At 45.1% G+C, this 14,345-nt stretch carries 15 protein-coding genes; 8 read left to right on the top strand and 7 right to left on the bottom strand.

Annotated elements, in window-relative coordinates:
• The first annotated feature begins 46 nt into the window (after positions 1-46).
• Entirely contained in the window at positions 47-901 is an 855-nt protein-coding gene (gene rpoH / locus BIZ39_RS11465; protein ID WP_014950987.1) for an RNA polymerase sigma factor RpoH, read from the top strand.
• 129 nt (positions 902-1,030) lie between these two features.
• Here rpoH and BIZ39_RS11460 read toward each other — a convergent pair whose 3' ends face one another.
• The 3 genes from BIZ39_RS11460 to pip form a co-directional block, all read right to left on the bottom strand.
• Positions 1,031-1,945: a bifunctional GNAT family N-acetyltransferase/hotdog fold thioesterase gene (locus tag BIZ39_RS11460; protein ID WP_014950986.1), complete on the bottom strand. Its 915-nt coding sequence runs from the start codon at positions 1,943-1,945 to the stop codon at positions 1,031-1,033.
• Positions 1,946-2,060: 115 nt separating this feature from the next.
• On the bottom strand, positions 2,061-2,498 hold the full coding sequence (gene dtd / locus BIZ39_RS11455; protein WP_039226792.1) for a D-aminoacyl-tRNA deacylase: 438 nt from the start codon (positions 2,496-2,498) through the stop codon (positions 2,061-2,063).
• Positions 2,495-3,472, bottom strand: a complete 978-nt coding sequence (pip, locus tag BIZ39_RS11450; protein ID WP_168463740.1) for a prolyl aminopeptidase — start codon at positions 3,470-3,472, stop codon at positions 2,495-2,497. The genes dtd and pip overlap by 4 nt, the downstream gene beginning before the upstream one ends.
• Before the next feature lie 188 nt (positions 3,473-3,660).
• Here pip and BIZ39_RS11445 point away from each other — a divergent pair, with 188 nt between their 5' ends.
• Positions 3,661-3,903 (top strand): hypothetical protein, encoded by a 243-nt coding sequence (locus tag BIZ39_RS11445; RefSeq protein ID WP_014950983.1) that lies wholly within the window; start codon positions 3,661-3,663, stop codon positions 3,901-3,903.
• On the top strand, positions 3,900-4,538 hold the full coding sequence (locus BIZ39_RS11440) for a DUF2959 domain-containing protein (RefSeq protein ID WP_061096009.1): 639 nt from the start codon (positions 3,900-3,902) through the stop codon (positions 4,536-4,538). The genes BIZ39_RS11445 and BIZ39_RS11440 overlap by 4 nt, the downstream gene beginning before the upstream one ends.
• 68 nt (positions 4,539-4,606) lie before the next feature.
• Here the strand turns inward: BIZ39_RS11440 and BIZ39_RS11435 are convergent, their stop codons facing one another.
• Both BIZ39_RS11435 and metF read right to left on the bottom strand, forming a co-directional pair.
• On the bottom strand, positions 4,607-5,491 hold the full coding sequence (locus BIZ39_RS11435) for a virulence factor BrkB family protein (protein WP_168463670.1): 885 nt from the start codon (positions 5,489-5,491) through the stop codon (positions 4,607-4,609).
• Between the two features lie 226 nt (positions 5,492-5,717).
• Complete coding sequence (metF, locus tag BIZ39_RS11430) at positions 5,718-6,605, bottom strand: methylenetetrahydrofolate reductase (protein ID WP_014950980.1); 888 nt, start codon at positions 6,603-6,605, stop codon at positions 5,718-5,720.
• Positions 6,606-6,766: 161 nt separating this feature from the next.
• Between metF and metJ the strand changes: the two genes are divergently transcribed.
• The gene (gene metJ, locus BIZ39_RS11425; RefSeq protein ID WP_187447014.1) at positions 6,767-7,099 is read left to right on the top strand and encodes a met regulon transcriptional regulator MetJ; all 333 of its coding nucleotides are present in this window, start codon (positions 6,767-6,769) and stop codon (positions 7,097-7,099) included.
• A gap of 163 nt (positions 7,100-7,262) precedes the next feature.
• Here metJ and BIZ39_RS11420 read toward each other — a convergent pair whose 3' ends face one another.
• Positions 7,263-8,498 (bottom strand): malic enzyme-like NAD(P)-binding protein, encoded by a 1,236-nt coding sequence (locus BIZ39_RS11420; RefSeq protein WP_014950978.1) that lies wholly within the window; start codon positions 8,496-8,498, stop codon positions 7,263-7,265.
• Between the two features lie 679 nt (positions 8,499-9,177).
• Here BIZ39_RS11420 and BIZ39_RS11415 point away from each other — a divergent pair.
• Positions 9,178-9,495, top strand: a complete 318-nt coding sequence (locus BIZ39_RS11415) for a hypothetical protein (protein ID WP_039226843.1) — start codon at positions 9,178-9,180, stop codon at positions 9,493-9,495.
• A 206-nt stretch (positions 9,496-9,701) separates the two neighbouring features.
• On the opposite strand, the gene rpmE is transcribed toward BIZ39_RS11415, so the two are convergent.
• On the bottom strand, positions 9,702-9,914 hold the full coding sequence (gene rpmE / locus BIZ39_RS11410; RefSeq protein ID WP_014977577.1) for a 50S ribosomal protein L31: 213 nt from the start codon (positions 9,912-9,914) through the stop codon (positions 9,702-9,704).
• Between the two features lie 467 nt (positions 9,915-10,381).
• Here rpmE and priA point away from each other — a divergent pair, with 467 nt between their 5' ends.
• The 3 genes from priA to BIZ39_RS22265 all read left to right on the top strand — a co-directional run bounded on the left by priA (position 10,382) and on the right by BIZ39_RS22265 (position 14,117).
• Positions 10,382-12,571 carry a primosomal protein N' gene (gene priA / locus BIZ39_RS11405; RefSeq protein WP_187447013.1) on the top strand — a complete coding sequence of 730 codons (2,190 nt, stop codon included), beginning with the start codon at positions 10,382-10,384 and terminating at the stop codon, positions 12,569-12,571.
• 131 nt (positions 12,572-12,702) lie between these two features.
• Positions 12,703-13,293 (top strand): cbb3-type cytochrome oxidase assembly protein, encoded by a 591-nt coding sequence (locus tag BIZ39_RS11400; protein WP_014977575.1) that lies wholly within the window; start codon positions 12,703-12,705, stop codon positions 13,291-13,293.
• 350 nt (positions 13,294-13,643) lie between these two features.
• The gene (locus BIZ39_RS22265; protein ID WP_239219316.1) at positions 13,644-14,117 is read left to right on the top strand and encodes a hypothetical protein; all 474 of its coding nucleotides are present in this window, start codon (positions 13,644-13,646) and stop codon (positions 14,115-14,117) included.
• Positions 14,118-14,345: the final 228 nt, after the last annotated feature.

Genomic DNA, 14,345 nt, shown 5'->3' with positions numbered 1-14,345 from the left:
CTTCGGTTACTTTGCTAATATGAAGCGGCAATAAATGAGGTGAACAATGAGCAACAATTTGCAATCTATGGCCCTGTCAGTGCCACACAGCGGTAGCATTGAAGGCTACATCCAAGCTGTAAGCAGCATTGATATGCTTAGCGCTGAGGAAGAGCGCGAGTTGGCAGTGCGCCTTCGCGAAGACGAAGACTTACAAGCCGCTCGTAAGCTAGTAATGTCACATCTTCGTTTTGTAGTGCACATTGCAAAATCTTACTCAGGTTATGGCTTACCACAAGCCGACTTAATTCAAGAAGGTAACATCGGTCTGATGAAAGCCGTTAAGCGTTTCGACCCAACGGTGGGCGTACGTTTGGTTTCTTTCGCGGTACATTGGATCAAAGCAGAAATTCATGAGTTTGTACTTAAAAACTGGCGAATAGTGAAAGTTGCGACAACCAAAGCGCAGCGCAAACTATTCTTTAACCTTCGTAAGGCGAAGAAGCGTCTTGGTTGGTTTACTCATGACGAAGTGCAAACAGTAGCGAACGAATTAGGCGTGAGTACAAAAGAAGTGCTTCAAATGGAAGCGCGTATGAGTTCTCAAGACCAAGCGTTCGATTTAACTGCGGACGAAGATGAAACAGGCAATTTTGCGCCAGTTCAGTATTTAGAAGACAAATCTTCAGATGTTGAAACTGACGTAATCAACAACGACTGGGATACAGCGGCGAGCAAGCGCTTGTACTCAGCGATTAAAACGCTAGACGAGCGTAGCCAAGATATCATCGAAACTCGTTGGTTAGCAGACAACAAGATTACTCTGCAAGACTTAGCTGATAAATATCAGGTTTCTGCAGAGCGTGTTCGTCAAATTGAAAAGAACGCGATGAAAAAGCTTCAAGCAGCTATGGTCGCGTAGTACACGCAGTGCATAGCTTACAAATAGCTTAACGACGAAAAAAGCGCCTTAACGGCGCTTTTTTTATGAGTGGATTTTTGTTCTTAATGACGGCTCGTACGAATTAGTGATGATCGCTAATCCGTAACGCTACTCTTCTTCATTTTTAGAGGGAGGAAGTACGTAGAATACCCCTTCAAATTCCGCCACAGGGGTGTCGCCATCTAAAATTGCCACACTCAGCTCAAACCTTGCCTTGTTGTCGTTCTCTAGCGGCTTGAACTTTCCAGACAAGGTTTCAATATTACAGATTGCCCTTGGCTTCATCGTGATGGGTTTATGGTAATGAATATCACCATCGCCCAATACAATGTCACCGTCTAATCCACGCTCTTTAAGCTGCAAGTAAATCATGCCCCAGCCAGTTAGTGTAGCTAAAGAAAAAATACTGCCAGCAAACATAGTGCCGTGAATATTGATGTTTTTGTTTAATGATGCACGGGTTTCAAGCGTGCGGCCAGTGTACTGGTAAAGCTTAATTCCCATGTGCTCGGTAATAGGAATGGTCTCAGACCATGTCTCTTGCAGCGATTTACACCACTTAGGGTGAAGTACTAATGTGTTGTTTTCAGTGAACTTCTTGACCATTTGTTGACGTTTCAGCATGCCTAGTTCGTTAGGCGCTTCACGCTCAACTTCAAAGCCACATGCGCTAAAAAAGTCGATAGATATTTCGCGGCTGTTCGTTACAGCGCGCTCGGCGCCCAAGTCTTTCGCAACGTTTTCGAGTGCGGCCATGATCATTTGGCCTAAGCCCTTGCGTTGATGGCCTGGGTGAACCGCAATATGACGAATTTGTGCCTCTTCGGCTGTGTTCAAATGCACACGGCCGCAAGCTACAATTTCGCCATTTCGGTTAGTAATAATACGGTGCTCTGCGACTTGTTCATATTCGTCTTTTTCAGAGCCTGGAGGGAAATTCCATGGCTGGCGTAAGTGTTCCCACCGAAAATGAAAATAGGCTTCAAACTCGGCATCGCTTTTTGGTGTGACTACCTTGTACACAATAAACCGGCCTTCTTAAATGAATGAACGAGTATTTAAACGTAAGAATACATGCGGTACAAGCTTAATTATGTAAGCAAGTTTGGGATGCTGACGAAGCGTACGATTTTACCCGCTAAACGCTAAATTGAAAGGTGACGGGGCCGTCATTAATTAGGCCTACTTGCATATCAGCGCCGAACTCGCCAGTGGCCACCACCATACCTTTATTTTTTAGAGACTGAACGAACTTTTCATAAATGGCTTGGCCGTGTTCTGGCGATGCGCCGCGTGAAAAACCAGGACGATTACCTTTCTGCGTATCGGCTACGAGTGTGAACTGAGAGACCACCAGTATTTCGCCTCCCACTTGCTCAACATTTAGATTCATTTTTCCGTCTTCGTCACTGAACATGCGATATCGACAGAGCTTATTTGCTAGTTTCTCAATCTCCGCGTCACCGTCTTCTTTCTCTACACCCAAGAGCACCAGCATGCCTTTACCAATTTCGCCGATAACATTACCGGCAACGGTGACATTGGCTTCCGATACGCGTTGAATTAGTCCTATCACTTTGACGACTCCTGAATAAAGCGAGACATGTCGCGGGTAGCACGGCAGAGTGCGTAACCTATACTAGGCTCGGAAGTACTGTGCCCCGCGTCGGGGATAATTTGTAGCTGACTTTGAGGCCACGCTTTGTGAAGTGCCTCCGCCGCTTCTGTTTTGCAGATCATGTCGTAACGACCATGTACAATTGTTCCAGGAATATGACTTATTTTGCTAATGTTTTCAAGAATATAGTTTTCGTCTAGGAAGCATTGGTTAGATAGGAAATGGCATTCCAATGTGGCTAAACAGGTGACCAGCTGCATAGGGTAATTAGTTGTCGAGTCACCCACACCAGGTGGTAGAGTTATACGAGAAAGTCTCTCTTCCCATTGGTACCATCTTTTAAGCGCTGAATGTCTTAGTACATCATTGCTAGAACGCACCATTGCACTATAGAAATCACACACTGAATTAGAGGTCACAGGCTTAGGCACATCTTTTGTAAATTTCCGGTAATACTCGGGAAATAATTGAGCTGCACAGCCATTTGGCGATAAAAACCAATCCCTGTCTTCCTGTCGAGCTAAAAATACGCCACGTACAATGAGTCCTGTCACTCGCGGCGTGTACTTTAACGCGTAGAGCAGGGCGAGTGTCGAACCCCACGAACCGCCAAACAAGAGAAATTTTGGAATTGAAAGGTGTGTACGCAATGCTTCGATATCTTCAACATTCGACCATGTGTCGTTGTTTAGCGTGTCAGCGATAGGCGTAGAGCGGCCGCAACCACGTTGCTCATAGCCGATAATGCGATACTTATTGCTGTCAAAAAAGCATTTGTAATTAGGGGGTAAGCCTGCACCTGGGCCTCCGTGAATAAAGAGCACAGGGATGCCGTTTGGATTACCACTTTGCTCGAAGTAAAGCGAATGCCCACTTCCCACTTCGATAAATCCATTTTCATAGTAGGTAACATCGGGGTAAAGTCGTTTCATTTTGTTTCTGCGCGTTGTGTGAGTGCCTGTTTTAGTTTAGTTTATTGTTATACAAACGGTTGCGTGCTGACTGCTTTAACGCTGTTTATGCTTGTAAAATAAGCGATAAATCTTAAGTGTATACTATAGAACAAGTGTCATTACGTGCTAGCTAATCATATTATAGTCATAAATGCGAGGAGGTTTATATGGCAGGTCAAGGATCGGGCGGTAATGTAATCGCCGCAATTTGTAACTTCTTTATTCCTGGTTTAGGTCATTTGGTTCAAGGCAGAATACTGGGCGCGCTGTTCTATTTCATTACCGTAGGCGTCTGTTATGCCCTGGCTGCGACCGTCGTTCTTGCTATCGTATTCTGGCCATTAGGTGCCATTTTGCATTTAATCAGTATTATAAGCGCAGCGCGCTTTAGAGGTGGAGTAACCGCATGAAGCTACTTGCATCAGCATTTGTTGCTATCCTTGCCCTTAGTGGGTGTCAGTCTGCATATTACGCAGCATGGGAAAAAGTGGGCGTTGAAAAGCGTGATATCTTAGTAGACCGCGTTGAAAACGCGAAAGAATCACAAGAGGACGCTCAAGAGCAGTTTAATTCGGCGCTTGAGGCATTCAGCGCGGCCGTTGCATTTGATGGCGGTGAGCTTGAAGATGTTTACAATCGATTAAACGGTCAGTACGAAGATAGTGTTGCCGCCTCGGAAGAAGTGAGTTCACGTATAGACAAGGTGGAAAGTGTAGCTGAGGCTTTATTCGATGAATGGTCTGAAGAGTTAGAGAAGTATGAGAACGCATCGCTGAAGCGGGATAGTGCGGCGAAGCTTCGCGAAACTAAGCGTCGTTACTCTTCACTAATGACGGCTATGCGCAAAGCGGAAAGTAAAATGCCGCCGGTATTAAGCGCGCTTCAAGATAATGTGCTGTACTTGAAACATAACTTAAATGCCAGCGCGATAGGCGCGCTGCAGGGCGAGCTCTCTACCATTGAGAACAACGTCGCTCAGCTTATCAGACAAATGAATTCTGCTATTGCCGAGTCTGATGCGTTTATTTCTTCAATGAAAAACTAGCTTTTAAGCAGTAATAAATAGAAAGGGAGCGAGAAGCTCCCTTCTTTATTTTAAACCTGTAGGGCTGATTATTCTTGAGGTACCTTGCGGGGTTCGTTTTCTGCTTTTCTGTTTTCAAACGCTTCACCTAGGCTGCAGGTAAATTCAGCACCAAACAGCACAATTACCCACGACAAATACACCCACAAAAACAGAATAGGTACCACCGCAAGCGCGCCGTAAATAAGTTCGTACGAAGGAAAGTTCGTAACATAAAGCGCAAAGCCTGACTTGGTAATTTCAAAAGCGATAGTAGCCACGATAGCGCCAACCAGTGCGTGACGAGCAAAGACTCTTCTATTAGGAACCACCATGTATAAAATGGTGAAAGCAAGCATGGCTGCGCCGCTTGGTACAAGACTGAGTAAGAAGGTACCAAGACCTGGTGTGTATTCTTCGGTGAATGCCGCTAATCCAGTTAAATAAGAACTGACCACCACACTGGACCCGATTAACATTGGACCAAGAGTGATCACCATCCAGTAAATAGCAAAGGTATACACAATAGGTCTGTCACTTTGCGTACGCCAAATTCTATTCAGGGTTTTATCTACGTTTGATATAAGCATTAACGCAACGAGCAGCAGCGACAAAATACCAATAGCACTCATTTGTGAGGCATTGCCTACAAAATCGGTCATGTATTTATGCACCACATCACTGGCGGTGGGAACAAAGTTGCTAAAAACAAAATGTTCGAGCTTGCTTCTCACAGATGCGAAGGCAGGAAAAGCCGACATAATGGTAAAGGTCACCATGATAAATGGTACTAAAGATAATAAAGTTACATAGGCTAAGTGCCCAGCAGAGATAGTAATATTGTCTTCTCTACAGCGCTTTATGAAGATGTTAAAGAGATCTCTAACCTGAGGAGTAACATTGTTATATAAGGCTTTAACCTTGTCTAAATCCACTCAATTTCTCCTGACGATACCGTGTAAATGGTAAACAGCGCGGTTTTATCTATGCGTACTGTTATAAAGCATCGATAGTTCATTACATGTTATATCAGATGGTAACTGCGGGCGGCCTTGGTGGCAAAGTTTAATGCAGGCTTTATACAACAAAGGCGCATTGACTGCGCCTTTTGTGGAGTACTTCATTAAACAACGTAAGCACGGTCCTGATTGTCGTTATTTATTAAGCGCCTGAACGCACGCCGAGCATGTGGCAGATGGCGTAGCTCAATTCACTACGGTTCAAAGTATAGAAATGGAAGTGTTTTACCCCTTCTTTAGCGAGTACTTTAACTTGGTCCATAGCAATGTTAGCGCCTATAAGATTACGGGTAGCTTGGTCGTCGGCATCAAGGCCGTCAAACATCTTGTGCAACCATCCCGGCACATGAACATTTGTGAACCCCGCAAATTTCACCAGTGTTTGGTAGTTGGTTACCGGCAAAATACCCGGAACGATATCTAAGTCGACACCCGCTGCGGCTGCACGGTCTCTAAATCGAAGGTACACACTCGTATCGAAAAAGAACTGGGTTATCGCTTCTGTGGCACCTGCTTCTGCTTTGCGCTTAAGGTTTAGTAAATCAAACTGCGCATTTGGTGCTTCAGGGTGCTTCTCTGGATAGGCAGCAACAGAAATATCAAAATCGGCAACGTCTTTTAGCAAGGCAACAAGATCAGAGGCATACATCTCTGTCTTTTCTACTCCTGGCGGTAAATCGCCACGAAGCGCAACAATACGGCGAATGCCTGAATCCCAGTAGTCTTTAGCAATTTGTTTAAGTTCATCTCGGCTAGCATCAACACAGGTCAAGTGAGGAACCGCCGCGACACCGGTTTGCTGCTGAATGCGTTTTACAACGTCGTGGGTTCTGTCACGCTCACCGCTATTCGCGCCGTAGGTTACCGACATGTAGCTTGGCTTTAGTGGCGCGAGACGTTCAACTGACTTCCACAGGGTCTGTTCCATGGCTTCCGTTTTAGGCGGAAAGAATTCAAAAGATACATCAATATCACGCAGTTCCGACAGGGACTGGTTTAATGCATCGATACCTTGTGCGTAAGAAACCATGGCTTTTTCTCTCAAAAATGTATTCTTATAGACGTTTAGACGTCTAAATTAAAGAATATATGTCTAGACGTCAAGAGGTTTACACTGCTCAATTGACCTTTTCGTGAACTTGTTTAGAATTTCTCTTCATAACATAAAAAAGAGTAGACCGAGTTAGTACAATGGCAGAATGGAACGGTAAATATATTCACCCCTACGCAGAGCATGGCAAGAAGAGCGAACAGGTAAAGAAAGTCACTGTCTCTATACCTATTAATGTGCTTAAGGCGCTTACTGATGAGCGTACTCGCCGCCAAATCAATAATCTGCGTCACGCCACTAATTCAGAACTGTTGTGCGAAGCATTTTTGCATGCGTTTACCGGTCAACCATTGCCTAACGATGATGACCTGCGCAAAGACAATCCTAATCGCGTACCGGCTGAAGTAAGACGTATTATGGAAGAAATGGGTATTGATCCAAGCTTCGAAAACGATGTGTCGGAAGACGACTGATATTTGGTATTAAAGAGAAACGGCGCTTTGTTGTAAGTTATTGCTAGTTGATAACCTACAACACGGCGCCGTTTTTTATGTACTTGTATTCTCTAAGCGCACCTTTTAGCAAATAAAGGTTGGGCACTAGCCCCTCCATTTTTTTGCTTTATGCGCCAGAATTTTATTCTTCTGGGCTTTCAGGCACGCGTGCAACGCCAGATTCAATCGCAGCCTTAGATACGGCGGTAGCAATACGCTCGCATAAACGCGGGTCCATAGGTTTAGGAATAATGTACTCCTTACCAAATGTCAGACTAGTACTCTTACTGGCAGCTAGTACTTCTTCTGGTACAGGCTCCTTCGTGATAGCACGAAGGGCTTCTACTGCCGCTACTTTCATTTCATCGTTAATGGCCGTTGCACGAACATCTAGTGCTCCACGGAAAATAAACGGGAAACACAGTACGTTGTTAACCTGGTTAGGGTAGTCCGAGCGTCCGGTAGCCATAATAAGATCTTTACGTACTTCGTGAGCAAGTTCAGGCTTTATCTCAGGGTCTGGGTTAGAACATGCAAATACAATTGGGTTTTCAGCCATCAAGGCCAGTGTTTCTGGTGGTAAAACATCCGGTCCTGACACACCAACAAAAATATCCGCGCCTTCCATTACATCTTCAAGCGTACGCTTGTCAGTATTGTTAGCAAATAGCTTTTTGTGCTCAGTTAAGTCTTCGCGACGAGTATGGATAACGCCTTTTCTGTCTAGCATATAAATACGCTCACGCTGGGCACCACACTTTATAAGCAGTTCCATACAAGCGACCGCTGCTGCACCGGCACCCATACACACAATTTTAGCGCTCTCTATGCTTTTACCCTGAATTTCCAGAGCATTAAGCATGCCCGCTGCAGTAACAATAGCGGTACCGTGCTGATCATCATGAAATACCGGAATTTTACAGCGCTTAATTAGCTCTTGTTCAATCTCAAAGCATTCAGGCGCTTTAATGTCTTCTAAGTTAATGCCGCCAAATGTGTCAGCGATATTCGCTACTGTATTAATGAACTCTTCGGTTGTACGATGCTTCACTTCAATGTCAATGGCATCCAGGCCAGCAAAGCGTTTAAACAGAAGGGCTTTACCTTCCATAACAGGTTTCGATGCCAGTGGGCCTAGGTTACCCAACCCTAAAATCGCGGTTCCGTTACTGATAACGGCAACCAGGTTTCCTTTACCCGTGTACTTATAGGCGTTATCTGCATCTTCAGCAATTTCTCTGACCGGCTCGGCAACGCCTGGGCTGTAGGCAAGAGCAAGGTCATCGACGCTATCTGCTGGCTTAGATAACTCTACGCGGATTTTTCCGGGTGTGGGTTTGGCGTGATAGTCGAGTGCGCGTTGTCTAAAATCTGACATGTAAAAAGGTATCCTTAGATGTAGGGTTCATCGGTGTTTTCGTTCACGCTCTGTAGCTATTTTATTGTCGTTATAGTTATAGGTAGATAAACGTAAGCGCGTTACAACCAAGTAATGACAAAAGTGATTATAAATAGTTGTTAGCACTAGGGCTTGTTGATCTTTGTTTTACAGCAATCATCAATAGGCCCCAAGGTGGCATGTGGAAAAGCAGACTAGGCGTTAACCTTTACTGATTTTGTTCACATACCTTAATGGATACAAGCCTCTGGTTTATGTACCCAAAAGCGCCATAAGTCTTGAAAGCAATGCATTATTCACAGAATTAATGCTCACTATCAAAGTGCCGATCGCAACTCTAACACAGCCAATCACTGTGTACATATCTGATCAGAATTCTCATATACCAATGTAGGTTAGGCATACTAATTAGACCAGTAAAATGGGGCTATAATTACCATTCATGCTATTTATTTTTACTTGTTGTAACATTCTGTAGGTCTATTGTGTGGAGGATGAAAACAAAGCTATCAAAGGGGTCTACGTTCTCATAAATGCATTGGACAGAAACCCAAATCAGGAAAATGGAACGAAGGGATATACCTCGTTAATTCTCCATCTAATATTTCTGATAAAATCCTGTGAAAGCCCACTCAAAATTCGCGCTGAAGGCGAGGATATGACAGAAAGAAAACTAATAACCGTGCTAACCGATGTGTGCGAAAGCGTAAAATCTACCAATAATGGATTTGTTTGGCTAACTCACGTAGGGCATTGGAGAGCGCCGCAAGTGATTGCCGTGTTTAATACTGAGCAGGAGAAGCAGCGGGCGTTAACTAATGGTTGGGATATAGACTTCATAAACCAAGTGAATATTGCTTTGGCGTCAATTAAGTCAGCACCCGTTGGTATTTATTTTGATAGCGAAGAAGAGTGTAAGAAAGTGAGTGGCGGCAATTGGGACAGGCATTTATCTAATGTTAAAAACCTTCACTGAGTTCAGGTTACGCTGAATATTGTAAATTAAGCTAAAAACGTTTTCAGAAAGGCGAGTTGCAGGGCTTGTTAAACTGGCTAGGTACTGGCCTGACGTAGGACAACGGCGGTAAAGCGCTGTTTGGCACACCTTGTTTGTGTGAAGCGTGAATTTTAAGCAATAAAAAAGCGCCATAAAGGCGCTTTTTTTCGAACTCGATATCAGGCTTACTTTTTGCCCAATGCACCGAAACGCTTCTTGAAGCGATCAACACGACCACCAGTGTCAACGTTACGTTGCTTACCAGTGTAGAATGGGTGACATGAAGAACATACGTCTAGGTTGATGTCTTTACCAAGCGTAGAGCGAATGTTCATTACGTTACCACATGAGCAAGTTGCTGTGATTGCTTCGTATTTTGGGTGGATATCTTGTTTCATTGGGTTACCTCACATAATAAGGCCGTATCGCTATACAACCCGAAGTCGCACACCATACGTTACTTAATTCAAATGATAAGTTGTTCAAAGAACAGCCTATCGCAAAAGAGCGGCGCATAATAAAGGATGGCAGGGCCTTGATCAAGCGGTTTTTGGCCAAATGCTAAACAAGAGAGCTAGGCAAGGTAGCCGTATAAAAAGGTAGCCGTATAAAAAGGCCAAACAAAAAACATTCTTTTTATGCTTAACAGTAAAGTATGTTTAAATATTTGTCTTTCAAGGCTCGGTCAGATGCTCAAGTGGCAAAATCATGCGCTAATAGCAAAATGTGTAGCTAGCTGTTAGCAGCGCAAACTGCTGTAACGTATAGGTCTGCAAGAAGCCTCAGTATAATTAGTTTCAACATAAGAAGCTTAGTAAGCGCATTACGCGCTTTAACAATCGTCAAATAAGGTAGAACCTTCGCAATGGCCTTTATCCAAGTTGCCGTGCCAGTGCCACTGCGCCAACTTTTCACGTATACCCACGATAACGCACTAAGTGCGGGTGTAAGAGTAGTTGTGCCTTTCGGTCCGCGCAAACTTGTGGGCGTAGTTGTTGAAACCCTACACAAAACTGAAAGCGACATTGAAAACTCCAACAAGCTAAAAGCCATTGAGTCGGTACTGGACGATAGCCCTATTATAGATGGGGTGTTATTGAAAATGGCCCAATGGCTGTGGCAGTACTATCATCATGCGCCGGGTGAAGTGCTACACGCCATGCTGCCTGTTTTATTGCGCAAAGGCGAGTCAGCAGCGCCAACACCCCAAGACATGTTGATGCTTACCGAAGAAGGTAAGCAAACGACTGCAGACACGTTATCGCGGGCGCCTAAACAACAAGCCTGTTTTACTGCACTGGCCGGTGGTGCCTTATTAGCGTCCCAAGCGCGCAAGCAGTATGGCGCACCTGCGGTCAAAGCACTTGTCGAAAAGTCATTGATAAGCATTGAAGAAGTTGCGCCTGAATTTAAGTCAGGCAGTTGGCTTGCCTCGTTATCGGTGTCTGAAAAGCCAATTCCAGATACTGAGCAATCGGTTGCCATTGCCGCACTTAATCGTCAGCAGGGCAATTTCGCTGTAAGTTTGCTTGAAGGGATTACCGGTAGCGGTAAAACGGAAGTGTATCTTCAAGCTATCGAACCCTTGCTGCGTGAAGGGAAGCAAGTGCTTATACTTGTGCCAGAAATTGGGCTGACGCCGCAAACGGTGTCACGCTTTGAAAAGCGCTTTGGTATTGCAGTGGGCGTTTTACACTCTCAGCTTTCTGATAAAGAACGGTTACATGTATGGCAGCGAGCAAAAGCAGGTGAACTCGGGATAATCATCGGTACTCGCTCGGCTATTTTCACCCCGCTGCACAACCCCGGCATGCTGATTGTGGATGAAGAGCACGACGAGTCTTTTAAACAACAAGATGGACTTCGCTACCACGCCCGTGACTTGGCAGCTATGCGGGCTAAGCAGCACAATATTCCTCTTTTATTAGGCAGCGCCACGCCCGCACTCGAAACACTTAATAATGCGCTAAGCGGTCGCTATGCCCATTTGCAGTTAACTAAGCGAGCGGGAGGGGCGAAAAGCACGCATCAGCATGTGTTGGACGCGCGTGACCAACCCATTCACTACGGTATTTCGCAAGGCTTGCTAACGATAATGCGCCAGCATATCAACGCGGGAAATCAGGTATTGGTGTTTGTGAATCGCAGAGGCTATGCGCCAGCGCTGCTTTGCCATCACTGCGGCGAAACCGTCATGTGTAAGCGTTGTGACCGCCCTTATACTGTGCATAAAGCGCAGAACCGTTTACAGTGTCATCACTGCGGCGGCATGCGCTCAATGCCATCAAACTGCGAAGCGTGCCATCACAATGAATTAGTTACGGCGGGTACGGGCACCGAGCAAGTCGAGCAAGGGCTTGCAAGTTTATTTCCCGGTGTTAAGCAGGTACGAATAGACAGCGATACCGTGCGGGGCAAAGACAAACTGCATCAGACGCTAGATGCAATAAACCGCCAAGAGTACCAGCTGCTGGTAGGTACCCAAATACTATCAAAAGGTCACCATTTTCCGCATGTAACCTTAGTGGCGGTGCTAGATTGTGATGGTGCACTTTTTAGTGCCGATTTTAGAGCACCAGAAAAGCTCGCTCAGCTTGTAACTCAGCTTGCTGGAAGAGCAGGGCGCGCCAGTAAACCTGGTGAGATGTGGCTGCAAACTCACAACCCCCATCACCCTTTGCTACAAGATTTAGTGCACAATGGCTATGGGCATTTCGCCAGACACGCTTTAATGGAGCGAAAAGCGGCAGGGCTTCCCCCATTTATTAGCCAGTTTGTCATTCGCGCAGAAGCGACCGACAGCAGTTTGGCCTACCGCTTTTTACAAGACAGTAAGCAAGTATTTCTCCAGCAGCATGCCATTGAGCTAAATGGCCCGTTTCCTTGTTTGATTGAAAAGCGGCAAGGCAGGTTTCGGTTTATGCTGGTATGCAGCCATGAAAAGCGTGCGCCGCTTCACAATGCGCTGCGTTTGGCGCTGCCATTTTTACAGGCGTTGCCACAGGCAATGAAGGTAAGGTGGTCGATAGATATTGATCCTACCGATTTCAGTTAGCTTGTTGGGTTGCAATACGTTAAAATTTCTGCAGGATTGAAGTGCAGGAAAGCTGCTGCTTCATAAAGATTTGGTATATGACGTTTTCTTACGCATACAAACAACGATAACAAGTAGGAATATTGCCGACTATGGCTCAACGCGATTATGTCTCTCGTGGACGCTCTCCTCAAAAAAAGAAGCCTGCTGGTAAAGGTAGAAAACCGGCCAGAAGCGCGCAATCAAATGCGCAATCTAACGCCCCGGTTTCTGGAAAACTTCCTATTGTGCGCCTTGTTGGCGTATTCGCATTGGTGATTGGCTTTGGTGCATTTTTGTGGTCAATAAAAGACAATGTAGAAGACGACGTGGATACACAAGCTTCACGACCTGTGGCTCCTACAGAAGAGACGTTACCTGAGCTTCCTGAAGAAGAATGGGAGTACATTAAGACCCTTCCAGGATATGAAGTAGAAGTTGAGGTCAAAGAGCAAGAAAAATCTGACAAACGCTATTTAATGCAGTGCGCCTCGTTTAGAACCCGCGCGCAGGCTGAAGAGATGAAAGCCAAAATTGCATTCCAAGGTTTAGAGGCGCTTATCAGACACAGCACTGGCAGCAACGGCGATTGGTTCCGCGTTATTCTGGGCCCTTACGAGTCTAAGCGTGATGCAGAAAAAGCCAAGCACAGTCTGCGTAAAGTGAACATTGCGACATGCCAAATTTGGTACTGGAATTTGTAGCAGATTATTGTAGGTAACACTTAATGCGGTGCATACGGCGCTGAAATAGCGCGTAGAGAAAGGATGCGTTTACAAGGAAGTATCAATGTATTGCCATCACCGAACAACCAAATTACGCCGCTTATAGCATAGAAGAGCTTGAGGACGTTCTGGAAAATATTGATAAGCAGGCCTTTCCAGAACGCTATCAGGCAGCAAAAAATGAGCTCGCTGCTAAGCGGGCAACGCTGCCACCTGAGAATGATACGGATAGCGCCCATCAAGATGAGCATTTTACTCGACCTAAGTGGTCTGAGCTTCATCCAATAACACGTATCAGTAACGGCGCTTTTTTAGTACTCATTGGCGCAATGTTCGTAATTGTTTTAACCGATTTTATTGTGATCAATTCTTGGCTAGACAATTCGAATTGGGCCATCGTACTTCTCACTGTTGTTTATAGCGCCTTTTATTACCTCACTATTTTTGTTGATAAACGATACGCGCAGTATGTAACTAAAGATTTGCGTGGAAAAATGACGTTATTTGGCATGCCGCTATTAGCCTTTTTCTTGTGGTTTAGTTTTGTTGATACGGCATTGCCCTACACGCTTCACTTAGCGTCCGATAAACAAGAAACAGAAAGAAAATTTGCTTATGAAAAAGGAAGCGGCTCTAAGCACTGTCGACATCCACTTTTGCTAAAAGAGAACGGTCCCCTGTCTGATGGGCGCTTATGCTTAAGGGAAAGTGAGCACAAACGCCTACCGAATAAAGGATGGGTGTATGTTAAGGGCTACGAAAGTGGTTTTGGTTTTGACATTGAAGGGTATCGATTTCGCTAAATTTCAACCATGAATGCCTGCGTATTAATCACTTCAAATGCAATTAGCCCAAGCAAAATGAGATTAACCAAAACCGTTACCCAATAAACCCTCATGAATGCCGATTTACTACGCTTATGCTCATACCAGTCCGCATAGATCATTACCCACTCAGCGAGAGTTAAAATGTTCGTAATCGCGGCGTGTTACCGCAGGTATAGTGGTTCTACATCAAGGTGACACAACAAA

This window comes from Alteromonas sp. BZK5, from assembly GCF_014349115.1.
Taxonomy (GTDB): domain Bacteria; phylum Pseudomonadota; class Gammaproteobacteria; order Enterobacterales; family Alteromonadaceae; genus Alteromonas; species Alteromonas macleodii.
Note: the sequence above shows the minus strand (reverse complement) of the source record. Positions and strands in the feature narration are given on the sequence as shown.